Below are 26,212 nucleotides of genomic sequence, written 5' to 3'. Positions count from 1 at the left end.
TGGTCCGAAAAAGGGCAAAAAGAAGCCCCGGAGGCACTTGCGTGCCCCCGGGGTTCAATTCTTAGGAAGCCAGGACCTCGTCGAGAACGCTTGCAGCCTTCTCTTCATCAGTCTTTTCAGCCAATGCAAGTTCTGAAATCAGAATCTGACGGGCCTTGGCCAGCATGCGCTTCTCACCTGCGGAAAGGCCCCGATCGTGATCACGACGCCAGAGGTCGCGAACAACCTCTGCTACCTTGATGACGTCACCGGAAGCAAGCTTCTCCAGATTTGCCTTGTATCTGCGCGACCAGTTGGTGGGTTCTTCCGTGAACTCGGCCCGCAACACATCGAATACGTGCTCCAGACCTTCCTTGCCCACTACGTCACGAACCCCAACAAGGTCAACGTTCTCTGCTGGAACTTCAATGGTCAGATCACCCTGAGCCACCTTGAGCTTGAGATACATTTTCTCTTCGCCCTTGACCGTGCGCATCTTGATTTCTTCAATTTTTGCCGCACCGTGGTGAGGGTAAACTACTGTCTCGCCGACCTCAAATACCATGTGTACATTCCCCTTTCCCGCAGACCAGTTTATCACGATTCAGGCATATGACTGGCCTCGAACAGGCCCCGGAACCCCGGAAATACGCGGAAAATGGGCAGAATAGACCCCCTTGGACCCCTTGACGGATGCAGATAATAGTGCATCCGCGGCCCGCTGCCAAGGGCCATGTGACCGCACGGAATCCTCGTTTAGCCTGGTTTGCCGTTAGGCTATGGCTGAATAATGTTTCAAGACTCTCGAGGAGTACGTGACGTGCGTTTCACTGCGATGAACCGGGCCCAGGGCGGCAAACTGGCACTGGCGGCAGGATCCCTGGCCCTCGTCCTGGCGACGATGACCGGCTGCGGCTACATTAACCCCCAACAGACTTCTCACCAGTACGCGGCGTCGGACGGTATCCGCGCCGACCTGGGTCCGCTGCAGCTTCGCAACATGCTGATTGTCTCCGCCGGCGAAGACAAGCCCGGCCGCCTGCTCGGCGCGGTTTACAACTCCTCTTCGAAGGACGTCAAGCTCACGGTCAACGGTGCCGAGGGTTCGCAGACACAGGTGCCGGTGAAAGCCAACTCCTATACCCTGCTCAACGACTCCACGGACGAAGCCATTCTCAGCACCAGCGGCGGCATCGCCGGTTCACTGGTGGACGTCAAGGTCACTGAAGACGGCACGAACGTGAGCAAGACTGTCCGGATCCCTGTCCTGGATGATTCGCTGGCGGAATACAAGGAGTACCTGCCGGCTGGCAGCGAACCGACAGAATCCGCCACACCCAGCCCGTCGCCGTCGGCCACCGGCACAGGTGCGGCCCACTAAACAGCAACAAAGCACAAAAGGAGGGTCTCCCGCGGGGAGACCCTCCTTTTGTGCACTTGAAGCTTCGTATGCCTTACCGGCGGGAAAGCCTACGGCTCGAACTTGTAGCCCAGACCGCGGACTGTTACCAGGTAGCGGGGCACGGATGGGTCCGGCTCGATCTTGCCGCGCAGCCGCTTGACGTGCACATCAAGGGTTTTGGTGTCTCCCACGTAGTCCGAACCCCAGACCCGGTCGATCAACTGCCCGCGGGTCAGCACGCGGCCGGAATTGCGCAGCAGCATTTCCAGCAGCTCGAATTCCTTCAGTGGCAAGAGGACCTGCTGTCCCTCCACGCTGACCACATGCCGTTCGATATCCATCCGGACAGGTCCGGCCTGCACCGTGGCGGAGATGAGCTCCTCAGGTTCACCCTGCCGGCGGAGCACGGCCCGCACGCGAGCCACAAGCTCGCGGGAGGAATAGGGCTTGGTGACGTAGTCGTCGGCACCCAGCTCCAGGCCAACCACCTTGTCTATCTCGGAGTCCTTGGCCGTCAGCATGATGACCGGAACGCTGGAGCGCTGCCGCAGCTGGCGGCAGACCTCAGTGCCTGACAGACCGGGGAGCTGCAGATCCAGCAGCACCAGATCAGCCCCATTCCGGTCGAATTCGGTGATGGCGTCCAAGCCGTTGTCTACAACCTCAACCTCGAACCCCTCCTTGCCCAACAAATAGGACAACGGATCACTGAAAGATTCTTCGTCTTCAACAATCAAAATCCTGCTCAAGAGCTGGCTCCTTGCTCATGTACGCCGCGTTCTTTAGCACGCTCAGGTACGACTCGTTGTTTGGCACCTGCAGTATCCGGTTCGTCCCGGCTTTCCATCTCAGGCAGCCGCAGGGTGAAAGTGGAACCCTGGCCGGGCCGGGACCACAAAGTCACTTCACCGCCGTGGTTGGAGGCAACGTGCTTGACAATGCTCAGGCCCAGGCCCGTTCCGCCCGTGTGGCGCGAACGCGCCGCATCCACCCGGTAGAAACGCTCAAACACGCGCTCCTGGTCCTCCGGGGTCAGGCCCTCGCCCTGGTCCGTGACGGAAACGGCAATCAGCCCCTCCTTGGACCGGACGCCCACGCCCACCCTGGTGTTTTCCGGGGAGTAGCGGATGGCGTTGTCGATCAGGTTACGCAGTGCGGTCACCAGCAGGTCCCGGTCGCCGAAAACAGTTGCTTCAACCCGGTCACCCACTACGATCCGGATGTTCTTGCTTTCGGCGGGGAGTTGGGAGCGGTCCACTGCTTCAGTGATGACCGTGTTGATGTCCACGGCCTTGCCCTCCCGGGAGACGCTGGCACCCTGGAGGCGGGACAGTTCGATGATGTCCTGGACCAGCGCGGCAAGGCGGCCCGATTCTTTGTGCATCCGCTTGGCGAAACGGCGAACCGCTTGTTCGTCGTCGGCTGAGGACTCCAGCGCCTCGGCCAGCAGGGAAATTGCGCCCACCGGGGTCTTCAGCTCGTGGGACACGTTGGCCACAAAGTCGTTGCGGATTTCCTCAGTGCGGGTGATTTCGGTGCGGTCGTCGGCCAGCAGGACGATATATTCCTCGCCGAGCATGGCTGCCCGGACCTGCACGATGATGGTTCCCTGGCCCAGCGGGCCACGCGGCAGTTCCAGCTTTTTCTCCAGGATCACGCCGTCGCGGCGCACTCCTGCCGTCATGTCCAGCAGCTCCTTGTGCACCACCGTATGGCCGCGTACCAGGCCGTACGCATAAGCTGCGGGGCTGGCCCGCACCACACCATCCACGGCGTCCACCACTACAAAAGCCCGTCCGACGACGGCCAGCACCTCCGCGGCGCCGGCAGGCAAGGCAGGTTCGTCCATGTCGACGTCGACAAGCTTGCGCTGCTTTTCACTGATCCTGAAGGCGAGCACGCCAAAAGTGCCGAGTGACAGGCCGACCAGGCCGGCGATGACACCGATGAGCATAGGATCCACAGCTCCAGCTTAGGCCGTGGTTCATGGCCGGACGGTGCGTCATGGGCCATTGCGGGGACGGTTCAACTAACGTTCATCTACAAACGACTAATCGTTTACCGGACGCTGACAGAGTTATACGTTGGAGTGCCGAATGGCGACATGAGTTCCGTCTGCCACCTAAGGGCGGAGTTCCAAAGAAAGGACGCCCACGTGCGTAAGGTTTTTCAGGAAGAGCTGACCCAGGTGAGTGAGCAGCTGGTGGAGATTTCTAAGCTGGTCAGCGAGGCGATGGGGAAGGCCGCTACGTCCTTCCAGGTTGCCGACGTTGATCTGGCTGAGGATGTCATTGCCGCGGACGCCCGTATCGACTTTTTGCAGACCAGTCTCGATGAGCGTGCCATCGATATCCTTGCCCTGCAGGGGCCGGTGGCCAGCGATCTGCGGATGATCGTGGGTTCCCTGCGCATGAGCGCTTCCCTGGAGCGGATGGGTGACCTGGCCCGCCACATCGCCCAGCTGGCCCGGCTGCGCTTCCCGTCGACTGTGATTCCTGCCTCCATGACGGAAACGTTTAACAAAATGGCCGAGCAGGACCAACTGATCGCGGACAAGCTCATCGTGCTGCTGGAGTCCCGGGACCTCGAAGTCGCCCGCGACATCCTCAAGGCAAACAGCGTCATCGACGACCTTCACCTGAGCGTCTTCAAGGCGATCGCCGCGCCGGGCTGGGCCGAGTCCCCCGCCACCACGGTGGATGTGGCCCTTGCGAGCCGCTACTTCGAACGCTTCGCCGACCACGGCGTGTCGGTGGCCCGCAAGGTCACGTACCTGGTCACCGGCGAATGGCAGCCGCAGGGCTTCTAGCTGCTCCGGAACCACATACGACGGCGGGTCGGTCACCTGAGGTGACCGACCCGCCGTCGTCAATTAACCTGCGGAGTCCTACTTCTTGCCCTGGTTGGCCACTGCCAGGATGGCTTCCGCAGCAGCGTCCGGGTCCAGGTAGGTGCCGCCCGGCTTGACCGGCTGGAAGTCCTCGTCCAAGTCGTAGACCAGCGGGATGCCCGTCGGGATGTTCAGGCCGGCGATGGCGTCGTCGCTGATGCCGTCCAGGTGCTTGACCAGGGCGCGCAGCGAGTTGCCGTGGGCGGTGACCAGGACCGTTTTGCCGGCCTTGAGGTCTTCCTTGATATCTGATTCCCAGTAAGGAAGCAGGCGGACCAGGACATCTTTGAGGCACTCGGTGCGGGGCAGTGAGTCGCCGAGGTCCGCGTAACGGGGGTCGCGGACCTGGGAAAACTCGGAGTCATCGGCCAGGGGCGGCGGCGGGGTGTCGTAGGACCGGCGCCATTCCATGAACTGGTCCTCGCCGTATTCGGCCAGGGTCTGTGCCTTGTCCTTGCCCTGCAGGGCACCGTAGTGGCGTTCGTTCAGGCGCCAGTCCCGCTTGACGGGGATCCAGCCGCGGTCGGCCTTGTCCAGGGAGATATTGGCGGTGTTGATGGCCCGCTTCAGGAGCGAGGTGTACAGGACATCCGGGAGAAGATCGTTCTCAACCAGGAGCTCGCCGCCGCGTGCTGCTTCCTCGCGGCCCTGGTCGTTCAGGTCAACGTCCACCCAGCCGGTGAACAGGTTCTTGGCGTTCCATTCGCTGTGGCCGTGGCGCAGCAGAATCAGCTTGTAAGTCATGATTTTTATCCTAATTGATCCGCCGAGACACCGCCGGGCGTTACGTTCTGCAACGCGGGGTCACTTACGGCCCATGGCGGAGCGTTGGATGGGCCGTAAGTGACCCCGCGTTGGAAGATACAGTGGGGCGGTGGTGCAAAAAGCTGAACGGGTGGCAAACGCCCAGATCTCGGGTAGAACCGCCGGCGGGCCGGCCAAACCCGCCAAGCCAGGCAAGCCTGTTGGAAACGTCACCCGGGGCACCACCAATCCCAACCGGATGCGGCGGGTGGACCGCTGGCTCACCGGCCCCCAGGCCTCGCGCCTGCGCGCCGCCGAAGACCCACTCGTGATTGACCTGGGCTACGGTGCAACGCCGGCCACCGCCGTCGAACTCTTTGAACGCCTCCGCACCGTCCGGCCGGACGTGCGGGTATGTGGCATCGAAATCGAGCCGGAGCGCGTCCGGGTGGCCAAAATGCTCGAAAGGCCGGGCCTGAGCTTCCAGGTGGGCGGATTCGAGTTGCCGCTGCCCGGGCGCCCGGTGTTGGTCCGCGCGTTCAACGTCCTGCGGCAGTACGAAGAGGCTGACGTGGCGGGGATCTGGCGGCTGGTCCAGGGCCGGCTTGCCCCCGGCGGGATCTTTATCGACGGAACCTGCGATGAGATCGGGCGGCGCGTGACGTGGGTTTCCCTCGACGCCGAGCGGCCGTTGTCCCTGAGCATGTCCGTGCGCTTCGGCAGCTTTGACCTGCCCTCTGAAATTGCCGAACGGCTGCCGAAAGTGCTGATCCACCGCAACGTTCCCGGTGAGCCTGTTCACCGGCTGATGCAAGCCATGGACAGGGCCTGGCTGGAGTCGGCGCCGCTGGCGTCATTCGGCAACCGGCAGCGTTGGCACGCCATGTGCAAGGCACTGCTCGACGGCGGGTGGCCGGTTCAGGACGGGCCGTCGCGGTGGCGCCTGGGCGAACTGACGGTGGCCTGGGATGCTCTGGCGCCACTGGGTTAGTTGGCAGCCGGCGGGTGGGCCCACGCCGGCAGGGTTCCCTGAGCGAGCTTGCGAGCTGAGGGGGCCGGCGGGGACTACCAGCCCCCGTGGGGCCCCGTGTTGCGGCTGCCGCCGCGGCCCGCGTCCTTGACCGCTGGCCGGACGTCGGCGAGGTACACCGAGGCTGAAACCACGGCCGCGAGCCCAAAGAGGCCAAGTGTGCCGAAGATTCCGCCGCCACTGAAGAGTGAGATGGCGCCGATCAGGGTGGCGCCGCCGGTCAGTGCCAGCCAGAAGGTCTTGGTTCGTTTGCCCGTCGCTTCAAAGGCGGCGGACTTGTGCCTGACGCAGTCCAGCAGAGCCCACACTTCAAGTCCGAATGCCACCAGGGCAAGGATAAAAAACACTGCCAGCTCTACAGGCCGAATAATCAGTTCACCGTCCACCGTCCAAGCCTAGCGGCCCAGCGAGTCCAGTGCCTGCTTCAAATCGGCCCAGAGGTCCTCAATGTTCTCAATGCCGACGCTCAGGCGCACCAGGTTGTCCGGGACGCTCAGCGGCTCAGCGGCGTGGCGGCGGCGCCGTTCGATCAGCGATTCCACCCCGCCCAGGGATGTCGCCGGGAGCCAGAGCCGCAACGCGCGGACCAGTTTGTCCGCGGCGTCCGCACCGCTCAGGCCGGCAACGGGCGCGATCTGCACGCACACAATCGAACCGAACCCCGTCATCTGCGTCTTGGCCCGTTCGTGGCCGGGGTCCGTGGGCAGGCCCGGGAACCGGATGCTGTCGATCAGGGGGTGCGCGCTGAGGCGTTCGGCCAGGACCGCGGCGGACGCCTGTGACCTCTCCACACGCAGGGCCAGCGTCCGGAGCCCGCGCAGTGCAAGCCATGCCTCGAACGGCCCGGCAATGCCGCCGTGGATGATGCGGTGGTGCAGCAGCGCTGCCCGGATGTCCGGGTTGGAGGTCACCAGGGCGCCGAGGACGACGTCGGAGTGCCCGGCCAGGTATTTGGTCACCGAGTGAAGGACGACGTCGGAACCCAGGCTCAGCGGCTGCTGCACCAACGGCGTCGAGAACGTATTGTCTGTCACCACAATGGCGCCCACCTGATGGGCCGCCGCAGTGAGTTCGCGGATATCGGCGATGCCCAGCATGGGGTTGGTGGGGCTCTCAAGCCACAGCATCCTGGCTGCCTTGGCGTCCGGGCCCTGCGGGGCGAGCTGTGCTTTGACCGCGTCCGTGTCCGCGATATCCACAGTCCGCAGTTCCAGGAAGCCCTTCTGCGCCAGCTCCGTGGCCATCACCAGCGAGCCCGCGTAGCTGTGTGACGGCATCACCAGGACGCCGCCAGCGGGCAGCAGGGACAGTGCCGAACTGACGGCGGCAAGTCCGGACGCGTAGAGCAGGCCGGGCAGTTCAGATCCTTCAAGCTGGCCCAGGGCCTCCTCAAAGGGATCCCAGGTGGGATTGGAATAGCGGCCGTAGCCCCGGTCCCCGTCGCCGAGCGCTCCCGTGCCGAAGTATGTCGAGGACAGCACAATGGGCGGGTTGACGGGCTCGTCCCGCTCACGGGGCGGCCGGCCGGCGGCAACCACCACGGTTTCGGCCGACAGGGAGGCTGCGTGCTGTTCCGGGAGACTCATGGAGAAAGCGTACTTGGACGTGCGGCGGCGTCCGAAGTCGGTAGTCTTGAGCAGTGACCACCAACAGCCCCGGACTTTTCATCGCCTTCGAGGGCGGCGACGGCGCCGGCAAGTCCACCCAGGCTGCCAGGCTTGCCGAAACCCTGGAAACACGTGGCCTGACGGTCCTGCGGACCCGCGAACCCGGCGGGACGCCCATTGGCGAAAAACTGCGTTCCCTGGTCCTGGACCACGGCCACGGTCACATCGACGCCCACACCGAGGCCCTCATCTTCGCCGCCTCCCGCGCAGCCCATGCCAGCCAGGTCATCCGCCCGGCGCTGGAACGCGGCGAGGTGGTCCTGACAGACCGCTACATTGATTCGTCCGTGGCATACCAGGGTGCCGGCCGGGATCTGGGTGCCGACGCCGTGCGCACCCTCAACGAATGGGCGACGTCGGGGCTGCAGCCCGATCTCACCGTGCTGTTGGACGTGGATCCGGCCGACGGCCGCCGCCGCCGCACAGCCGGGGACGCCGCCGAAGACCGCCTTGAGTCAGAGGCCGACGAGTTCCATTCAACAATCCGCGGAGCGTTCCTCGCACTGGCCGCCGGCCGGCCGGCGACGTACCTGATCCTGCCTGCTGACCTGCCCGTCACCGAACTGGCCGCGCGCATCATCGCCCGGGTGGATGCCCTGCTCGCGTCTGCAGGCCGGGGCGCCGCGTGACCGTCTGGGACGACCTTCAGGGGCAGCCCACCGTCGTCGAACAGCTCCGGCAGGCCTCGCAGGGAGAGGGACTGACCCATGCCTGGCTGTTCACCGGCCCGCCCGGCTCCGGGCGTTCCAACGCAGCGAAGGCCTTCGCGGCGGCCCTCAACTGCGACCAGGACGACGTCGCCAGGCGCGGCTGCGGCGAGTGTCCAGCCTGCCTGACCATCCTCGGCGAAACCCATTCGGACGTGACGTACGTCAGGACCGAGAAGGTCACCATCACCATCGATGAAGCCCGCGACCTGGTTTCCAAGGCGGGCAACCGGCCCTCTTCCGGGCGCTGGCGCATCATTGTGGTGGAAGACGCCGACCGCATGGCCGAGCGGACCACCAACGTGTTGCTGAAGGCCATCGAGGAACCCACTCCGCGGACCATCTGGATGCTGTGTGCGCCGTCGCCCGCTGACGTCCTGGTGACCATCCGTTCGCGCTGCCGCGCTGTGGCCCTGCGCCTTCCTCCGGCCGCCGACGTCGCCGCTTTGCTGGTCAAGCGCGACGGGGTGGATCCGATCCTCGCCGAACGTGCGGCCCGCGCGGCGCAAAGCCATGTGGGGATCGCCCGCCGGCTGGCGCGGGACCCTGAGGCGAGGGAACGCCGGCTGGAAACCGTGAGATTCCCGCTGGGTCTGCGCGGTGTGACCGCGGCGGTGATGATGGCGGACAAGCTGGTGAAGATCGCCACCGCGGAAGCCAGCAGTTCCAATGAAGAGCGCGACGCCGCCGAGAGGGCTGCGCTGCTGGCCACCCTGGGCGCCCCGGAGTCAGGAATGCTCCCGCCATCGCTGCGCAGCCAGGTCAGGCAGCTGGAAGACGACCAGAAACGGCGGGCCAAGCGATCCATCACGGACTCCCTGGACCGGACACTGACGGACCTCCTCTCGTTCTACCGGGATGTGCTGATCATCCAGTTCGGGAACGCCGTGGAGCTGGTGAACGTTGAGCTCAGGGGTGAGCTGGAGGAATTCGCTGCCCGGTCTGCCCCGGAGACCACCCTCGCCCGCATGGACGCGATCAATAAAGCCCGCCAACGAATTACCACCACTAACGTTGCTCCGCTATTGACCATTGAGTCGATGGCAGCCAGCCTGATCTAGCAACTACTAGGAGACCGCTCGATGACTGCACGCCCCCTGCCCGCATGCTCCCGATCCCTGGTGATTGGGCTGCGGGCTGCCGGCGCCCTGATCCTGGCCCTGACGCTGGCCTCGTGCAGCCTCCTGGGCGGGGATACCCCGGACGCAGCCCCTCCCGGGGCCAAAGCAGACCCGTCCATCGTGGCGTCCGCGCCCGCCGGATTGGATGCTTTCTATGCCCAGGAGGTCGTGTGGGAGCCTTGCGAAAACGGCTTCCAGTGCGCCAAGGTCACCGTGCCCATGGACTACGCGAAGCCGGATGGCGACACGATCCAGATAGCTGCGCTGCGGGCTCCCAGTACGGGCAAGAAAACCGGCAGCCTGCTGGTCAATCCGGGCGGTCCGGGCGGGTCCGGCTACGACTTCGTCAAGGATGCGGCAGGAACGCACTTCTCGCAGTCCGTCCGGGCCAGCTACGATCTGGTGGGATTCGACCCGCGCGGCGTCAAACGCTCCGCCCCGGTGACCTGCCTGACGGATGCCGAACGGGACGCTTCACGGGCCAAGGTCTACGCCCTGGACACCGACGCCGGACTGGCCGCCGCGTTGGCTGACAACAAGGCCATCGCGGAGCAGTGCGCCGAAAAGACCGGGCCTGTACTGGGCCACGTGGACACGGTCAGCGCGGCCAAGGACCTGGACGTCCTGCGGGCTGTGGTCAACGACGCGAAGCTCAATTACCTGGGGTACTCCTACGGCACGTTCCTCGGTTCCACCTACGCCTCACTGTTCCCGGACAATGTGGGCCGGATGGTCCTCGATGGTGCCCTGGATCCTTCCATCAGCAACGAGGAGCTGACCAACGGCCAGGCAGTGGCCTTCGAAAAGGCCATCAGGGCCTATGTGGCCAGCTGCCAGCAGGAATCCTCGTGTCCGCTCACCGGGAACGTGGACAGCGGCGTCCAGCAGATCCGCGACATCATCAACGCCGTCCAGTCGACACCCAGGCTGGCCAAGGACGGCCGCCTGGTGAACGCCACGATGTTCGTCAGTGGCCTCATCACCCCGCTGTATAACGACCAGAGCTGGCCTGCCCTGACCCAGGCCTTGGAGGCCGCTACTACGGGCGACGTGAGTCTGATGCTCCGTCTGGCGGACCTCGGCGCTGACCGCGGCGCCGACGGGAAGTACACGTCCAACTCGACCTTCGCCTTTGGCGCCATCAACTGCCTGGACTACCCCATGGTGTCCGACACGGCCGGGATGCGCGCCGAACAACAACGGCTTATGCAGGCCTCCCCCACCCTGGGCTACTTCTTCGCCTACGGCGGCACCAACTGTTTGGACTGGCCGTATAAAAACCTGCGGACTCCTGCCCCGGTGGAGTATGCCGGCGAAGCCCCGATTGTAGTTGTCGGAACCACCGGAGACCCTGCCACCCCCGTGGAATGGGCGGCGTCCCTGCGCAAGCAGCTGGGCAACGCCTCGCTGCTGACTTGGCGGGGAGAGGGCCACACCGCCTACGGCCGGGCCAACAGCTGCCTCGAAGACGCCGTGAACAAGTACCTCGTGGACGGAACGGTTCCCACCGACAACACGGTCTGCTGACGTTTCTGGGACCCCATTTTGACCCGGGCGCAGGGACTCTATTACAGTTGACTCTTGCATGAACCGCCCGGTTACGCCGGATGAATTTGTGCGGTGCTTCCTTAGCTCAGTCGGTAGAGCGTTTCACTCGTAATGAAAAGGTCATCAGTTCGATTCTGATAGGAAGCTCGGGATAAACCCCCTAGAAACCACGGTTTTTAGGGGGTTTTTCGCTGGTTTGTTGACATTTACGAGTTCCTGTGCATTCCCTCGTTTTAAGATCGATTCCCGGGGTCTTCGTAACTTTTTCGTCACCTGACATCTTCCGCTAGCCGTCCAAGTTCAGGGCGGCACCGCGGTGCTCGGTCCCAGCTGGTGCGCGCCAGACTGGGGACGGTCAGGAACGCCGCAATGAGGAAATGCTGCTGTGCCCCATGAGTGATCCTCCTGCGAGCCTGTGACTCCCTCCTCCCAATACGACTCGGATTCTCGACACCTATGTGTCTCGATACAGATGTGACTTAACTAGACTCGGCGTATGAACCTTCCGGACCCACTGTTGCCGCTGCCTGACGAGCCACTCGACCTACCTGAAGGCTCAGACACCGAGGAGCGACTGAAACTGGCATTTGTATCAGTCTCCGATCACGTCAACCTTCATGCCATGGCTTGGCCGGCCAGGGATCTGGACGGGAAGCTTGCGGCGCCGCCCGCCGAACATGTGCTCCACGAACTGGCCCATATCTACGAGCTTGTTGACGAAGAGCGTCTCATTTCTAGTCCCAAACTCGGCGACGTCTACGTCGATTCAGAGCTTCCTAAGTGCGACTTGTGTAGCCGGGACGCCCGATACGACGCCATCGTTGAGATGAATGGGACGAAGGGTGGTGCGTTCTTGTGCGGCGACCACTATACGGAGCTTGGCTCAGGCACGCTAGGCGCTTCGGGGGATACGTACCTCATGCTGACGGCGGAAGTCCCCGATTGGGTCCGTGACGAATGTAACTGGTTGCTTGCCACAAAGGGGCGGGAGCCGCTGTTCTAGCAGTCACAATGGATGCCTCCGGCAACTCCCAAGGGGACGAGCTCGAGCCCCTGCGGGGACCACGGCAGGGGCCTGCTCATCTGGCGGAAGGGCGTCCCTCGTGCAGAACATAACCGGGGATTGGGGAGTGTACCGGACAGACTGCGAACCGGTCTCAGACCTTAGAACTGAAACCCGGACGTCCGAAATCGGCTTGCCTCTCCGCTCGCAGTGGGTCTGGATCCTTGATCGGGAGCCCCGGACGCGACTCACTCGTAACGAGGCAGACTGCCAAGTAGTTCTTGCTCGCGTGTTTACGAAGATTTCCAGACAAGTGATTAGATGAATCCACCTCGTGCGTCACCGTTGCATCGTGCGGGTTGGCATGGGGTGGGGCAACGAAGCTAGGAGCACACACACTTGTTAACATCAGCTGTTGCCGCACCGCCGTTGCCGGAGGCCGGCCAGGTCGTCGAGGTTCGTGGGTCAACATGGGCTGTGGCCAACGTCCAGGCGCAGGGATTGCCCCGGAGCCCGGCCGACGAATCGGTGGCGAAGCTTTCGCATGTGGTGGATTTGCAGTCCCTTGATGAGGACCGTCTCGGAGAACAGCTCTCGGTGGTGTGGGAGCTGGAAGTTGGTCAGACAGTCACCCCGGCTCAGGGGCTGCCGGAGACGATCTACGCCGAGCAGTTTGATGACCCAACTACTCTGGCGGGCTTTGTGGACGCGATGCGATGGGGTGCGGTCACCAGTGCCGACCCAAACCGCTACCAGGCTCCGTTCTGGTCCGGCGCGAACGTCGAGGCATACCAGCTCGAACCCCTGCGGCGCGCCCTCGGCGCGCCTCGCACCAACCTGCTGCTGGCCGATGACGTGGGCTTGGGAAAGACCATCGAGGCGGGTCTGGTGATCCAGGAATTGCTGCTGCGGCACCGTGCGCGGACCGCGGTGATTGTTTGCCCTCCAAGCTTGTCGTTGAAATGGCAGGATGAGATGCGGGACAAGTTCGGGCTCGACTTCACAATCGTCAACTCTGAGCTGATGGCGCAGGTGCGCCGCACCCACGGGCTGCACGCCAACCCGTTCCTGATGTTCCCGCGTGTCATTGTGAGCATGGCGTGGCTGCCGCAGGTCCGCTCCCAGCGGCTGCTGCGCGACGTGTATTCGCAAGTGAAAAGCCCAAAGACAGCGAAACGCTTCGCATTCGACATCCTCGTTGTCGACGAGGCCCACCACGTTGCCCCGTCCAGTCCCCCGGCGATTGCAGGTGGCCGCGGGTACGCGGTGGACACGCAGCGCACCATCGCGGTGAGGGAGCTCGCGGAAAGGTGCGAACACCGGCTTTTCCTCTCGGCAACCCCTCACAACGGGCACCCCGAATCGTTCACTGCGCTGATGGAGATGATTGACTCCCGGCGCTTCTCCCGCGGCGCGCTCCTGGATTCCAAGGCACTCAAGGATGTGACCGTCCGCCGCCTCAAGAGTGACCTGACCGGCAAGGACTTCAAGAAGCGCAAGGTCACCGCGCTGCACTACACTCCACGCGAAGACGAGCAGGAGATGTTCGCGCTCCTGGACCAGATCGTCGTCAAGAGTGCCAAGGCCAACGGCACCAAACCCAGCGGCGACATCGTCACCATGCTGCTGAAGAAGCGGTTCCTGTCCAGCCCGTTCGCGTTCGGACAGACGCTCTCGCGCTACATCAGTTCCAAAGCCGGACGCGGCCTGACAGCCGACGATTACGATGACGTCTTCGGCGAGGGGCAGGCGGATGAGGAAGAGGGCCTGTGGGAGCAGGACGAGGCCGAGCGGTTGCGCGAGTCGAAGGGCTCCGACCCGCTCGTCGCCGCCGAACCCCACCAGCTGAATGCCCTCATGGAATGGGGCCTGAGCTACGAGTCCCGTGCAGACTCCCGGCTCGATGAATTGCTGAAGTTCCTCGAATCCGTGTGCCGTCCGGACGGCACAAGTTTTTCGACCGACCGCGTCGTCGTATTCACCGAGTACGCCCACACCGTCGACTGGCTCACCCGTGTGTTGACCCAGCGCGGGTACGGGGACAGGCTCGCCGTCATCCAAGGCTCCACCCCGCCGGAGGACCGCGAGTACATCCGGTCTCAGTTCACCGAGGACCCATCCAAGGAACCGGTGCGGGTCCTACTCGCCACGGACGCCGCCGGCGAGGGCATCGATCTCCAGACGCACTGCCACCGGCTGGTTAATTTCGACATCCCGTTCAACCCGTCCCGTCTGGAGCAGCGCATCGGCCGTATCGACCGGTACGGTCAGAAACAGGAACCGCTAGTCTTCCACTTCGCCCCTGCCACTGAATCCTCCGTCTACGCGGCTGATGCCTCCTTCATGGCCCGCATCGCGAGGAAGGTCGCAAACGTCGAGCAGGACCTCGGCTCGGTCAACCAAGTGATTGGTGACGAGATCCAGCGCCACTTCGGCAAGCGTGCACCTGTGCGCTCCAAGGCAAAGGGAGTGGACACGAACGACGTCATCAACACAGCCCTCGCCGGCGGCATGGAGCTCAACGCGAGGCTGACACAACTTGAACAGGGTTACGAGGCCTCACGCACGGAGATGCACCTGGATCCGGCCAACCTGCGCCGAGTGGTCGACACCGCCTTGCGGATCAACCACCAGCAACCGCTCACGCCGAATCACAACTTCGATCAGGTCACCGACGCCGAAGTGTACGATGTGCCCAGCCTTTCGGCAGGATGGAGCGCAGCCCTCAAAGGCTTGCCGACACGTCTGAAGCCCGAATTCTTACGCCCCATCACCTTCGACCCGAAGGCCTCCGACGGGCGCAACGAACTCGTGTACGTGCACCTCGGACACCCAATCGTGCAGAAGGCACAGCGTCTTTTGCGCCGCTCACTATGGAGCGTCGACTCGCCCCTGAGTCGCGTGACCGCCGTCGTGGTCGACGATCTGCCCGAATCATTTGTCGCCGCAGTCACCCGCATGGTCTTGGTCGGGAGAGGCGGCATCCGCCTGCACGAGGAAGTCTTCCTGGCCGGCGTGAGGTTGCATGGGCGCCGCGCGATGGCAGAGGAAAAAGCGGAATCCGCCCTGGACCACGCACTCGATGGCGAGAAAATTGCACTGGCGGACGAGCGCGTCCGCGACCAGCTCTGCGACCTGTGGAACGTGCCCGACGCCCCCCTGCGCCTCAGGCTCGAAGAGTCCATGCAGGCCCGCGCGGGCCGCCGCCACGAGCTCGTCCTGGAACAGCTGACGCGCCGCCAGGAAGCAGACGTCCAGCGGGCACGGGACATCTTCGCGGCGTTCCGCACTAACCTCCGAGACTCACTCGCCCGTCTGCGGCGCGCCGACGAAGAGGCCGCGGCGATGCTCCTTCCCGATGACCAGCAGCGCCAGCGCCGCCGGGACATCGAAGCGATGGAACGCCGCCTGGACGAACTCGACGACGAAGAAGCCCGTGAGATCGACGCGATCAGAGAGCGGTATGCCGACGTCAAGCCGCACACCACAGCCGCGGCAGTCGTATTCGCCCTCACCCGTGACGACGCAGAAGGATGGACCAACTGATGGCGCGACCCAGGAAGGCCACTGGTCCGAATGTCAACGCTACAGAACTGCACCGGGCGTGGCTCCAGCTCGTCGACACAGATGGACCGTTTCTCGCCATCCCGCCGCTCAAAAGGGTCTGGCCTAACGGCATCCCGGACTTCCGTGCCACTCACTCTGACCGCTTCGACGCCCTGGTCGAAGCCCGCAGGGCATTCGAGGCCACTTGGGAAGATCTCGACCGCAACCCGGACAGTGATATCCGGCTCGCCGGCTACCGAACAGAACGCGACAAGTGGGTCGAGACTGTTCTGCGGGACGTCGTCGGCTGGGGTGAGTCACTGGATTGGGGCATTGTCCCTGGCGTAGAGGCACAGTCACCCAACCGCGCGGTCACCGTTACCGCGCAGGGAGCCCTTCTCAACGCGGAGGGTATTGGCGCGCTCGTGCTCGTCGTCGATCCGACGGACTCACTGCGCCAGACCCCCAGCGACCTGTGGGCCGCAACTCCAATCGACCGCTGTGAGGCACTCCTGCGCGAAAACAGGGTCGAGATCGGCATCGTCACCGACGGTCGCTGGTGGGGCCTGGTCTGCGCCCGCGAGGGCAGCATGGCCGCTTCCGGCATCGTGGACGCGCTCACCTGGGTCGAAGAACCCCGGGCACGGGACGCCTTCCTAACTCTCGTCGGGAGACAGCACATCATCGGTGGCGACCCCGCCGAGCGCCTCCCTGTGCTTTTCAAAGAATCCATCGCCGCAGCCGAGGAGATCACTGAAGCGCTCGGCGCGCAGGTCCGCCGGGCCGTCGAACTCCTCATCCAGTCATTCTCAGAGTCGGCGGCCGAGGCTAAACGCCGTGGCCTGCCCGACCCGCTCCCGGATCGGAACCACGACACCTACGAGGCTGCCGTCACCGTGATGATGCGGGCGGTGTTCCTGCTGTTCGCCGAAGAGCGCGGCCTCCTGCCTTCAGGGGAGCTGTTTGAACAGGGCTACGGCATAGCCGGCGAACTCGACCGGCTCACTGGCCGGCAGAACGACGAGAGCGAGGAAGCTCTCGACGCCACCTCGCTGACCTGGCACCGGCTGCTCGCAACCAGCCAGGCTCTCTACAAGGGAGCATCATTCGAGAACCTGCGCATGCCCGCCTACGGCGGATCATTGTTCGACCCGGCACGGTTCCCCTTCCTCACGGGCACAGATGAACAGGGCGCTCTGGCCGTCACGGTCTCCGACCGGGTAATGCTCCACGTGCTGCGCTCCATCCAGGTCGCCTACGTGAAAGGGGAAAGCCGGCAGATCTCGTTCCGCGACATCGACGTCGAGCAGATCGGCTACATCTATGAAGGCCTGCTCGGCTATACAGCGATACGTGTCAGTGAGCCCTCCCTAGGCATTATCGGAACCACCGGCGCGGAACCCGAGATCCCGCTGGCCATACTCGAAGACCTGGCGACTACCCACACCGATCCGAAGAAGCTCGCCGCAGCGGTCCGCGAATGGGTTGATAAAGACCAGCCCTCTGCTAGCCCGTCGTCAGCTGCGGCGATCGCCAAAGCCGTCACCGCAGCGGTCGACCCGAGTGCAATCAGTGCCCTCACCCAAACAGTTGGCGACGACAACACGCTGCGCGACCGCATCAAGCCCTGGCTTGGTCTCATCAGGCCTGACCTGCGGGGCCACCCGTTCGTGGTCGTGACCGGAGGACTGGTGGTGAAGGAGACCCCGTCACGCAAGAACGCCGGGGCGCACTACACGCCGAAGTCCCTGGCGGAAGAGGTCGTTCTCCATGCTCTCCAGCCCCTGTGCTACTCTCCCGGCCCGCATCAGACCGCCGACAGCGAGCAGTGGGAGCTGAAGTCTTCCGACGAACTGCTGGGACTCAAGGTCGCCGATATTGCCTGCGGCTCCGGGGCGTTTCTCGTGGCTGCTGCCCGGTACCTCGCCGACCGCGTGGTGGAGGCATGGACTGAGGAAGACCCGGCCAGCTCCCACCGCAAGGACCTGTACGGGCGTGCCATCCGCCAGGTCGTTGCGAACTGCCTCTACGGAGCTGACATCAACGACATGGCCGTTGAGATGTGCAAGCTCTCCCTCTGGCTCGTCTCCCTCGACCGCGACCTGCCGTTCTCCTTCGTCGACGACAAGGTCTTCCTCGGCAACTCCCTGCTCGGTCTCAACACCCTCGACCAGCTGCGCAAGCTCCACATCGACCCCACGCGCGTTTCGTCCAGCCAGATGTTCGACATCTTCGACGTCGACATCGACGCCATTATCCGCAAAGCGGTCAGCCTGCGTGAACGCCTCGCTACCGAAATCGATGAAGACGACCCCGCCCGTAGTAGCACCGCGAAGCACCGCCAGCTGCGAGAGCTCCACGAGGTCACTGGGTCACTCCGCGCGATCTCCGACGGCGTGATTGCTGCTGGCCTGCCCCATGGAGGAAAGCCCGGCAATGCGCTCGATGACGCATACGAGAATCTGCGGGCAGCCGTAAAGAAGGCGCACCTCGGAACCCGCGACGGGGACACGGACCGTACGTGGCTCGACAGCATCATCGATCATGGCCTCACACCAACTGTGCAAACAGACTATGAGCGTTGGCAACCTCTCCACTGGGTGCTTGAGGCCCCCGACGTCGTAGTAGGACACGGTGGCTTTGACGCGATCATCGGAAACCCCCCGTTCCTTGGCGGCAAGAAGGTATCTGGAGCGGTCGGTGGCGCCGCACGCGAGTGGTTCGTCAACGTATTGGCAACTGGCGTCAAAGGAAGCGCGGATCTAGTGGCGTACTTCTTTCTGCGCGCTCAAGCTCTTCTCGCCCCCTCGGGAACGCTCGGTCTCATAGCCACAAACACGATTGCTCAAGGCGACACACGTGAGGTGGGGCTTGACCGGATGGTTGACGGAGGGCTCACCATCACGCGTGCGATCCGTTCTCGGTCATGGCCCTCTGAGAGCGCAAACCTGGAGTACGCAGCTGTCTGGGGTGGTACTGGCTCTGTTTCTGACTCAGTCCAGAGAGTCAGCGACGACCAGGCGGTTGGGCGGATATCAACTCTGCTGGAAGCGGGAAACCGAGTGGATGGGAAGCCACTGCGCCTTCAGCAGAACGATGGCATCGCGCACATCGGAAGCCTCGTGCTTGGGTTGGGCTTTGTTATCGAACCGGAAGTGGCCCGGGATTGGATCCGATCCGACGACCGTAACCGTCAAGTTCTCTTTCCGTATCTCATCGGACAGGACGTTAATCAGCGCCCGGATACGTCGGCATCGCGTTGGGTCGTTGATTTTTTTGATTGGTCCCAGGAACGGGCCGAGCAGTATGAGATCCCATACCGGCGTCTCCTCGAAGCTGTGAAGCCTGACCGCGACAGAAATCCACGCAAGGTGTATCGGGAGCGGTGGTGGCAATTTGGCGAGAAGCAATTGACGATGCGGAAGGCTATCGCCGGGCTGGACCAAATGCTCGTAATCACTCGCGTGAGTAAGACGGTCATGCCTGCACGAGTAAGTGCAGAGCAGGTCCCCAGCGATTCACTCACAGTCTTCGCTACAGATTCCTATTCAGAACAAGCTGTGTTGTCGTCCTCAGCACATCAACTCTGGGCAATCACCTACGGATCGGGAATGCGCAACGATCCGCGGTACGCGCCATCCGACGTCTTCGGGACGTTCCCACGGCCGGAGCGAACCGACTGGTCGGAGCGCGTTGGCCGGAGGCTCGATGACGAGCGATGCCAGATCATGCTGCGCCGCGACCTCGGGCTGACGAGCCTCTACAACCTTGTGAACGGCCCGGCCACCACAGATGCAGCTGATACCGATGTCGCCCGTCTTCGGGCGATCCACGTCGAGCTGGATAAAGCAGTGATGGACGCCTACGGCTGGTCTGACATTCCGCTCGATCATGGCTTCCACACGTACCGCCAGATGGAGCGCTGGACAGTGAGTCCTGCCGCACGGGTCGAGATCCTCGACCGCCTGCTTGAGGAGAATCATCGCCGGGCCGCTGCTGAGGCCGCTGCGCTTCCGAAGAAAGCGGCGAAGGGCCGAAAAGCGAAGTCAATGTCGGAGGGAATGGAGACACTGTTCTCATGAGCGAGACCACGACCACACGATCACCACAGGAGCCCTACGAGCTCAACCATGAGCTGGATGGTTCGTCATTCATGGTGCGCGAGAACCTGGCCGACATCCTGGAGCGGGAACTGCTCGGGCCGATCCACGGACCCGAAGAGGTTCTGCCGTTTAGCCCCCGCTCCCAGTACCTGGTGGGGCACATCGCCCCGGTGAAGCTCACAGGCAAGGCCTTGAAAGATGGCGCATCCGAAAGCGCCCCGGAGCGCGGGCACATCGTCGAGGCCCGCATGGACGATGACGCCGCCCGTGAGCAGCGCGGCGTGCCCGCGTTCGCCGCCGACGAGACAACTGCGGACGCGGAAGACGATGACACGGAGGACCGCACCCCGAAACAAGGACTGATGATCCCCGCGTCAATGGGCCTACGGTTCCAGGTACCGGCGAACCTGGCCTCGTTCACAGTTACCGCATCATGGGGTACTTACTCGACGGTCGAGACCGACCAAGTCACCAAAGCCGGCCGCCCCATCCGCTACTACCAGCGCACTCCGGTCGAAGAACCACGCACGATCTCACTCGCCGACCTGTCCCCGGGGAAAACTGCCACGATTACCCTGCGGGAATCGATTTGCCTGAGGGTGGACCGGTACGACGACCCGCAGTTCGGCCGGGTGCTCGTGGAGATTGCACTGTGCAATGACCGGGAGACGCCGATGCCGATCCCGGTGAACATGTGGCTGTTCCAGACCCAGCTCCGCGTGAACGCCGGCGGGGCGGAGGTGTTACTCCCGGTGCGGGATGCGCTGGAGCAGGACTGGCCGGAGCATGACGACGAGGTCAAGCGGTTGAACCTCCAGTACCGCAACCGCCTGGAGTTCGCGATCGGTCGCACCTGCTCGGTGGATTGGGTGGCACGCACTGGTTCACGGCGGGCAGCTGAGGTTTCTACGACGTGGCTTCCTGTCGCCGAGACGCCGCAGACACGTGCACGCTCGGTGAAGGACGCGCTGCTGTCGATGGATGCGCTATCGACAGTGACACCAGAGGGGCTGAAGGCCGGCCTGGCCCCCCTGGTCTCCGGTTACGGTGCGTGGCTTGACGAGCAGGGGGCAACTGCGAAGGGACTTCCGGCGCATCTTCAGGAGACCGCCGAGGCGGTCCTGTGGGATGCGGCCCAGGCGCGCCAACGGCTTGCCGACGGGCTCGAACACATCGCCAGCGATCCTGAAGCGCTGCGTTGCTTCCAATTCACGAACCGCGTGATGCGCGATCAGCGCATCGCCTCCCAGGTAGCAGCCCTGCGGGCATCTGATCCAACAGTGACGATCGAGCAAGCACAGGCAGCAGTTGCCTCAAAGGGCCCGGGCGCAGCCTCTTGGCGTCCGTTCCAGCTTGCGTTCATCCTCATGCAGCTTGGCGCATTGACGGACCCGACGGCGGCATTTCGTAGTGCCGATCATCTGGCGCGGGTTGAACTGCTGTTCTTCCCCACCGGTGGTGGCAAGACCGAGGCCTATCTCGGCCTCGCGGCCTACACGTTCGCGATCCGCCGGCGCCAGGGCCTGGTCAGTTCGACTGACGGCCAGCTCGATGGGCGTGACGGCGTCGCTGTCCTTATGCGGTACACCTTGCGACTGCTGACCGCCCAGCAGTTCCAGCGGGCGACGACACTGATGTGCGCCGCTGAACTCGCACGCCGCGAAAATGAGGAGATGTGGGGCGCAGAGCCTTTCCGCATTGGACTGTGGGTCGGCACCGACGTGAGCCCGAAACGGTTCGAGGAAGCGGATGAGCAGCTCACCAAGGCAAACGAGTACGGTTCCCACCGGCTGACGGTCCTCCAGATTCAGCGGTGCCCCTGGTGTGGCACGCCCATCGCCGCCGCCCAGGTCAAGACCGACGCCACAGTCCGCCGCGTATTCGTCTACTGCGGCGACGACCTCGCCCGCTGCCCCTTCTCCAAGGGCGGCCTTGTCGACGAAGGACTGCCGGTACTCACCGTCGATGAGGAGATTTACCGCCTCACCCCGGCTTTTGTGATCGCGACCGTGGACAAGTTCGCCCGACTCGCCCGCGAGGGCGAGGCCGGCTCACTGTTCGGATACGTTAGCCGCAGGTGCGGCCGACATGGGTACGTGCATCCGGACTACGGCAACTGCGACATCACGACAACGCACCCGGCGAGCAAGTACGGGCACCCGGCAGCGACCGTACAGACCGTGAACCGGCTGCGGCCGCCGGACCTGATCATCCAAGACGAGCTACATCTGATCACCGGGGCCCTCGGCACAGCTGTCGGCCTCTTCGAAGCCGCCATGGAGACCCTGTCCTCATGGGAAACACCGGATGGAAAACCAGTGAGACCTCTGATCGTGGCCTCGACAGCGACCGTGCGCAACGCCCAGGATCAGGTGCGGGGACTCTACGGGCGACAGGTCGAGATCTTCCCTCCGCAGGTGCTCGACGTCGCCGATACCTACTTCTCCCAGGAAGTTCCGATCAGCCGGGAGAACCCAGGGCGGCGGTACCTTGGTGTCAGTGCCCAGGGCGTGCGCCTCTCCAGCGCGGAAATCCGGCTCGCCGAAGTGCTGCTGCTAGCGGGCCAGCTCCTTTTCGACAGAGCCGGGAGCGCTGCGGACCCGTACATGACGCTGGTCGGTTACTTCAATGCAACCCGTGAGCTGGCCGGCATGGCTCGGTACATCGCCGACGATGTAGCAAACAGGGTCGGTAACCCGCGAAAAGACTCGGGCTTCCCCAAGCGATACGGCGCAGCTTTCGGCAACCTGCACACTGCCGAGCTGACCTCCCGCATCGCTTCGGCCGAGATCGGCAGGACTCTGGACCGGCTTGGGTTGGAGTTCGACTCCAACTTCGACACGTCCACAGCTGTTCAGGGCCGCATAGCCGCCATCCGCGACAACAAGAAGGCTCCCGGCAGGAAGGAGGCGCCGTTCGACGTCGTCCTGGCAACCTCCATGCTCCAAGTCGGAGTGGACGTTCAGCGACTGGGGCTCATGCTCGTGGTCGGGCAGCCGAAGAACACCGCAGAGTACATTCAGGCATCCTCGCGCGTCGGCCGGGACTCCTCTGACCGGCCCGGTCTCGTGGTCGCCCTCGGGAACTGGGCCCGCCCACGTGACCTAGCTCATTTCGAGCAGTTCCGGAACTACCACAACACGTTCTACGCCCAGGTCGAGGCGCTTTCGGTGACCCCGTATTCGCCGACCTCGCTGGAGCGCGGTATCGACGGGCTGCTGGTCAGCGTTGCCCGGGTGCTCCAAGCTCCCGTCGCTGATGGGCTCTCCCCGGAACGCAGCGCCTGGCGGATCAAGGAGCAGCCAGAGGCGCTCGAAGCGCTGGCGGACCGGCTGAAAACACGCATCGCGGCCGCTGCTCAAAACGAGGACATCGCCAAGAAGGCAAGTGACCTTCTTGTGAACCGCATCGACCGCTGGAATCAGCGTGCGAAGCGGGCCACGGAGATGAGCAAGACCCTGGTGTACGAACGCACCGGAGAAGGCGACAAGTACCTGCCGTTGATCATCAGCCCCGAGAATGCCAGAGCATCGGTAGGAGGGTCGTCCGAGGCGCCGTTTGTTATTGCCAATTCGATGCGGGAAGTGCAGCCGGAAATCAATGTGCTGGTCAGCCCGGTGTCTGAGCGGCTGTTCTCGCGGGCTCCCGAAGGAGCCCCGAAGTGGACCCTGCCGATGGGAGAGGACGATTGATGGCCGAAACCACCACCACCGATAAGGACAATGCGGAGCCGATAAACAGCCTCGCCATGCTCCACGATCCCGGGCAGACGCTCGACCCGCTGACCGATGCCGAGGATGGCGCGGTTAAGAACCGTGCAAAGGTTGGCTCCGCGCGCCCCTCTTCGCTGCTCTACACCTATGGTCCAGGCGCGATCATGGACCTCCCAGGGTTTGCTGTCATGCCTGCCGGGCTCGACGACTGGGAACCCATCTGGAAGCGCCGGGAATTCATCCCGACCATCGTAGAACCGCGGCTGCTGAATGTCGTACGGCTTCACCTCGGGCCTCAGGTTGACTCGCTTCGCCCGTTCCCGTGGCAGCCGAAGAAGGGAGCGATGTCCAAGGAAGGATCCGACCTCGGCGTTCCGGCGCGCGCCTTCCCGCAGTGGTTCCGCTGCACAGGTTGCGACTACCTCGGACCTCTGCCGCGCTTCAGCTACACGAATACCCATCCCTTCCGCCCGGACTTGGCCCAGTTCACCCACAAGAGCTGTCCGGGCCGCGGCAGGAAAATGCCCGGGGCAGCCGGACGGAAGCGCCAGAGCCCGGCCGTTCCCGCCCCGCACCTGCTGACGTGCACCAACGGCCACCTCGACGAGTTCCCCTACACTCTATGGGTGCACCGCGGCGGAGTATGTCCGAAAGCCGAGGTACCCGACCTGAAGATGCGGGACGCAAACATCGGCCAGAGCATCGGCTCCGTCATCAGCTGCGCCTCCTGCGGCGCATCCCGTGGCATGGCCGAGGCCCAGGGTGCGGCCGGGCGCGACAAACTCCCGCAGAAATGCCGTGGACGACACCCGCACCTGAACGCCTTCGACGCCGAATGCGGCGCCCGTCCCACCCTGATCATGATGGGGGCATCCAACCTCTGGTTCTCCTCCACCCAGTCGGTCATTGTCATGCCCCGCACCGACGCTGAAGAGGCCGAAGCCCTCGCTGACCAATTGCGCGCTGCGGTGGGAATCGAGAAGATCGCCAAGTACGCCTCCGATCTGGACACCCTCAGGGACGTGGCAGACGGAAAGATCGACCTCAAGGATGTCTCTGACCAGAGCCTTGCGGCCGCCGTCGCGGACGTGCTCGCGCCCGTCGATCCCGAGGAGGTCCGCCAGGAGAAGCTCGCCACTTGGGACCCGGTGGAGCTGCTCGTGCCGGAATGGCGGTACCTGCAAAAGCCGGCTCTGTTCCCGCAGCAGCAAAACTCCAGCGGCCTAATGGTCACCGAGATGCAACGAGGGCAGAACCTGCACGCGCGCATTGCTCGAGTCGTCGCCGTCAACCGCATGAAAAAGACTAACGCCGTTCTCGGGTTTACCAGGCTCGACGAGATGGACCGGGTGAACGACCTTGCCAGCCGCCTCGTCAAACTAACGCGCAAGGGCAGACCAGCCTGGGTGCCGGCGACCGAAGACCGAGGCGAGGGAATCTTTCTTCAGCTCGACCTGAAAGCTGTGGACGAGTGGGAAATGAAGATCCTCGACTCCCCGCTATGGGCAGCTCACAAGCAGGCACACCGACTGAACTTCTCCCGCCGCTTTTCGGAGACCGCCGCGTCAGTCGATCCCGACACCCGCCTGCCCGGCCCGCGGTACTGGCTGCTGCACACCTTCGCCCACACGCTCATTCGGGAAATGGCGATGTCCTGCGGCTACGGCGCGGCCAGCCTCACCGAACGCATCTACGGATGGCCTTCGGGGCCGCAGCGCGAGGCGGCAGCCGGACTGCTCATCTGCACTACCGCCTCCGACAGCGAGGGAACTCTGGGCGGGCTCGTCGCACTGTCCGAGCCCGCGCGCCTGGAGGGCCTTGTTATCTCGGCTTTGCGCAGGGCGTCGCGGTGTTCCTCGGACCCCGTTTGTGCGGTGCGCACCCCCAGCGACCCGGAGGACTTCCTCCATGGTGCGGCCTGCCACTGCTGTACGTTCGCCTCGGAGACCTCGTGCGAGAAGTCGAACCGGTTCCTGGATAGGCGCTTTCTCCTGGATCTGCCGACCATCATGGGTCCTGCCGTGCCCGGGTTCTTCGGGAGCGTTGATGCCTTCTGACCCTTTTGGGGCACTCGGAGAGTTTCTCACCGGTTCCGAAGCCGAAGGCCTGGCCGTACAACTCGCCACCGGTCAGCACGTTACCAAGGCGCTCGGAGCGGTGGGTGCATCCCGTCGTGAAAGAGCCCGTGGACTCCTCGCTGCCGCCGGCCTGGGGCACACTGAGGTTGAGCGGTCAGTTGCCGTCTTGCGGGCTGTCGCAGGGGCCAAGACCGTCCATCGGGATCTCACGCCTGTCTGGACCATGCCCGGCAACGAAGCCAAAATCGGGCACCTTACGGGTGAGTTTCACAGACTCGTCAGCTCCGCCAGGCAGTCCGTGACCTGCGCGACATATAACTTCGAGAAGACCTCGAAAATGTGGGCCGTTCTCCGGGAAAGTGCGGAACAGCCTGGCGTCGCCGTTACCGTTTACGTTGACGGGGACAAGGCTGATGCTGTGAACATCAAAGCCCACCTTCGGGGTGCGACAGTCTACCGATCGGCCGTGTTGCCGACCGGCAAGCCCGTGGTCAGCCATGCGAAGTTCGTCATCATCGACCAACAGATGGTTCTGCTGACCAGCGCCAACTTCTCATTCAGCGCCGAGAATCGCAATATCGAGTTCGGGCTTCTCGTGCAAGACTCCGCCCTCGCTAAGTCTGTTGAATCCACGATGACAAGCAAGCACGGCAGTCTTTACGAACTGGTGCAGGAGTGACC

18 protein-coding genes and 1 tRNA gene are annotated in these 26,212 nt (G+C 63.7%); 13 read left to right on the top strand and 6 right to left on the bottom strand.

What is annotated here, in order from left to right; translation table 11 throughout:
* Positions 1 to 61 precede the first annotated feature (61 nt).
* Positions 62 to 544 (bottom strand): CarD family transcriptional regulator, encoded by a 483-nt coding sequence (locus QK290_RS07425; RefSeq protein ID WP_026266570.1) that lies wholly within the window; start codon positions 542 to 544, stop codon positions 62 to 64.
* Between the two features lie 270 nt (positions 545 to 814).
* Between QK290_RS07425 and QK290_RS07420 the strand changes: the two genes are divergently transcribed.
* Positions 815 to 1,360 (top strand): hypothetical protein, encoded by a 546-nt coding sequence (locus QK290_RS07420; protein ID WP_282330058.1) that lies wholly within the window; start codon positions 815 to 817, stop codon positions 1,358 to 1,360.
* 89 nt (positions 1,361 to 1,449) lie between these two features.
* On the opposite strand, the gene QK290_RS07415 is transcribed toward QK290_RS07420, so the two are convergent.
* Positions 1,450 to 2,130: a response regulator transcription factor gene (locus QK290_RS07415; RefSeq protein WP_185262586.1), complete on the bottom strand. Its 681-nt coding sequence runs from the start codon at positions 2,128 to 2,130 to the stop codon at positions 1,450 to 1,452.
* Positions 2,127 to 3,335 (bottom strand): ATP-binding protein, encoded by a 1,209-nt coding sequence (locus QK290_RS07410; RefSeq protein WP_282330057.1) that lies wholly within the window; start codon positions 3,333 to 3,335, stop codon positions 2,127 to 2,129. The genes QK290_RS07415 and QK290_RS07410 overlap by 4 nt, the downstream gene beginning before the upstream one ends.
* Positions 3,336 to 3,536: 201 nt before the next feature.
* Between QK290_RS07410 and phoU the strand changes: the two genes are divergently transcribed.
* Entirely contained in the window at positions 3,537 to 4,190 is a 654-nt protein-coding gene (phoU, locus tag QK290_RS07405) for a phosphate signaling complex protein PhoU (RefSeq protein WP_282330031.1), read from the top strand.
* 78 nt (positions 4,191 to 4,268) lie between these two features.
* Here phoU and QK290_RS07400 read toward each other — a convergent pair whose 3' ends face one another.
* A complete protein-coding gene (locus tag QK290_RS07400; protein ID WP_282330030.1) occupies positions 4,269 to 5,015 on the bottom strand; it encodes a phosphoglyceromutase in 747 nt (248 codons plus the stop codon).
* A gap of 130 nt (positions 5,016 to 5,145) precedes the next feature.
* Between QK290_RS07400 and QK290_RS07395 the strand changes: the two genes are divergently transcribed.
* The gene (locus QK290_RS07395; RefSeq protein ID WP_282330029.1) at positions 5,146 to 6,006 is read left to right on the top strand and encodes a class I SAM-dependent methyltransferase; all 861 of its coding nucleotides are present in this window, start codon (positions 5,146 to 5,148) and stop codon (positions 6,004 to 6,006) included.
* 74 nt (positions 6,007 to 6,080) lie between these two features.
* Here the strand turns inward: QK290_RS07395 and QK290_RS07390 are convergent, their stop codons facing one another.
* On the bottom strand, positions 6,081 to 6,431 hold the full coding sequence (locus QK290_RS07390) for a DUF2516 family protein (protein WP_282330028.1): 351 nt from the start codon (positions 6,429 to 6,431) through the stop codon (positions 6,081 to 6,083).
* 9 nt (positions 6,432 to 6,440) lie between these two features.
* Complete coding sequence (locus QK290_RS07385) at positions 6,441 to 7,631, bottom strand: aminotransferase class I/II-fold pyridoxal phosphate-dependent enzyme (RefSeq protein ID WP_282330027.1); 1,191 nt, start codon at positions 7,629 to 7,631, stop codon at positions 6,441 to 6,443.
* Between the two features lie 53 nt (positions 7,632 to 7,684).
* Between QK290_RS07385 and tmk the strand changes: the two genes are divergently transcribed.
* The 10 genes from tmk (at position 7,685) to drmC (ending at position 26,210) form a co-directional block, all read left to right on the top strand.
* Positions 7,685 to 8,341, top strand: coding sequence for a dTMP kinase (tmk, locus tag QK290_RS07380; RefSeq protein ID WP_282330026.1), 657 nt, complete (start codon positions 7,685 to 7,687; stop codon positions 8,339 to 8,341).
* Positions 8,338 to 9,480: a DNA polymerase III subunit delta' gene (locus tag QK290_RS07375; RefSeq protein ID WP_282330025.1), complete on the top strand. Its 1,143-nt coding sequence runs from the start codon at positions 8,338 to 8,340 to the stop codon at positions 9,478 to 9,480. Before tmk ends, QK290_RS07375 begins: the two co-directional genes overlap by 4 nt.
* Positions 9,481 to 9,501: 21 nt before the next feature.
* On the top strand, positions 9,502 to 11,067 hold the full coding sequence (locus tag QK290_RS07370; protein ID WP_282330024.1) for an alpha/beta hydrolase: 1,566 nt from the start codon (positions 9,502 to 9,504) through the stop codon (positions 11,065 to 11,067).
* Between the two features lie 95 nt (positions 11,068 to 11,162).
* Positions 11,163 to 11,235, top strand: a tRNA-Thr gene (locus QK290_RS07365).
* A gap of 349 nt (positions 11,236 to 11,584) precedes the next feature.
* On the top strand, positions 11,585 to 12,091 hold the full coding sequence (locus QK290_RS07360; RefSeq protein WP_282330023.1) for a hypothetical protein: 507 nt from the start codon (positions 11,585 to 11,587) through the stop codon (positions 12,089 to 12,091).
* 399 nt (positions 12,092 to 12,490) lie between these two features.
* Positions 12,491 to 15,637 carry a DISARM system SNF2-like helicase DrmD gene (gene drmD / locus QK290_RS07355; RefSeq protein ID WP_282330022.1) on the top strand — a complete coding sequence of 1,049 codons (3,147 nt, stop codon included), beginning with the start codon at positions 12,491 to 12,493 and terminating at the stop codon, positions 15,635 to 15,637.
* Positions 15,625 to 19,719, top strand: a complete 4,095-nt coding sequence (locus QK290_RS07350; RefSeq protein WP_282330021.1) for a DNA methyltransferase — start codon at positions 15,625 to 15,627, stop codon at positions 19,717 to 19,719. The genes drmD and QK290_RS07350 overlap by 13 nt, the downstream gene beginning before the upstream one ends.
* Positions 19,716 to 23,432, top strand: coding sequence for a DISARM system helicase DrmA (drmA, locus tag QK290_RS07345; protein WP_282330020.1), 3,717 nt, complete (start codon positions 19,716 to 19,718; stop codon positions 23,430 to 23,432). Before QK290_RS07350 ends, drmA begins: the two co-directional genes overlap by 4 nt.
* A complete protein-coding gene (locus QK290_RS07340) occupies positions 23,432 to 25,510 on the top strand; it encodes a DUF1998 domain-containing protein (protein WP_282330019.1) in 2,079 nt (692 codons plus the stop codon). Before drmA ends, QK290_RS07340 begins: the two co-directional genes overlap by 1 nt.
* On the top strand, positions 25,500 to 26,210 hold the full coding sequence (gene drmC, locus QK290_RS07335) for a DISARM system phospholipase D-like protein DrmC (protein ID WP_282330018.1): 711 nt from the start codon (positions 25,500 to 25,502) through the stop codon (positions 26,208 to 26,210). The genes QK290_RS07340 and drmC overlap by 11 nt, the downstream gene beginning before the upstream one ends.
* The last annotated feature ends 2 nt before the right edge of the window (positions 26,211 to 26,212 follow it).

It is taken from the genome of Pseudarthrobacter sp. AL07 (assembly GCF_029960665.1).
Classification (GTDB): domain Bacteria; phylum Actinomycetota; class Actinomycetes; order Actinomycetales; family Micrococcaceae; genus Arthrobacter.
The sequence above is the reverse complement of the archived record's forward strand: the minus strand, read 5'-3'. Positions and strand labels throughout refer to the sequence as shown.

Bases quoted from the DNA above. Each gene is read 5' to 3' on its own strand.
- QK290_RS07425 (WP_026266570.1), bottom strand. From the start codon at position 544: ATGGTATTTGAGGTCGGCGAGACAGTAGTTTACCCTCACCACGGTGCG.
- QK290_RS07420 (WP_282330058.1), top strand. From the start codon at position 815: ATGAACCGGGCCCAGGGCGGCAAACTGGCACTGGCGGCAGGATCCCTG.
- QK290_RS07410 (WP_282330057.1), bottom strand. From the start codon at position 3,335: ATGCTCATCGGTGTCATCGCCGGCCTGGTCGGCCTGTCACTCGGCACT.
- QK290_RS07400 (WP_282330030.1), bottom strand. From the start codon at position 5,015: ATGACTTACAAGCTGATTCTGCTGCGCCACGGCCACAGCGAATGGAAC.
- QK290_RS07385 (WP_282330027.1), bottom strand. From the start codon at position 7,631: ATGAGTCTCCCGGAACAGCACGCAGCCTCCCTGTCGGCCGAAACCGTG.
- QK290_RS07370 (WP_282330024.1), top strand. From the start codon at position 9,502: ATGACTGCACGCCCCCTGCCCGCATGCTCCCGATCCCTGGTGATTGGG.
- QK290_RS07360 (WP_282330023.1), top strand. From the start codon at position 11,585: ATGAACCTTCCGGACCCACTGTTGCCGCTGCCTGACGAGCCACTCGAC.
- QK290_RS07350 (WP_282330021.1), top strand. From the start codon at position 15,625: ATGGACCAACTGATGGCGCGACCCAGGAAGGCCACTGGTCCGAATGTC.
- drmA (WP_282330020.1), top strand. From the start codon at position 19,716: ATGAGCGAGACCACGACCACACGATCACCACAGGAGCCCTACGAGCTC.
- QK290_RS07340 (WP_282330019.1), top strand. From the start codon at position 23,432: ATGGCCGAAACCACCACCACCGATAAGGACAATGCGGAGCCGATAAAC.
- drmC (WP_282330018.1), top strand. From the start codon at position 25,500: ATGCCTTCTGACCCTTTTGGGGCACTCGGAGAGTTTCTCACCGGTTCC.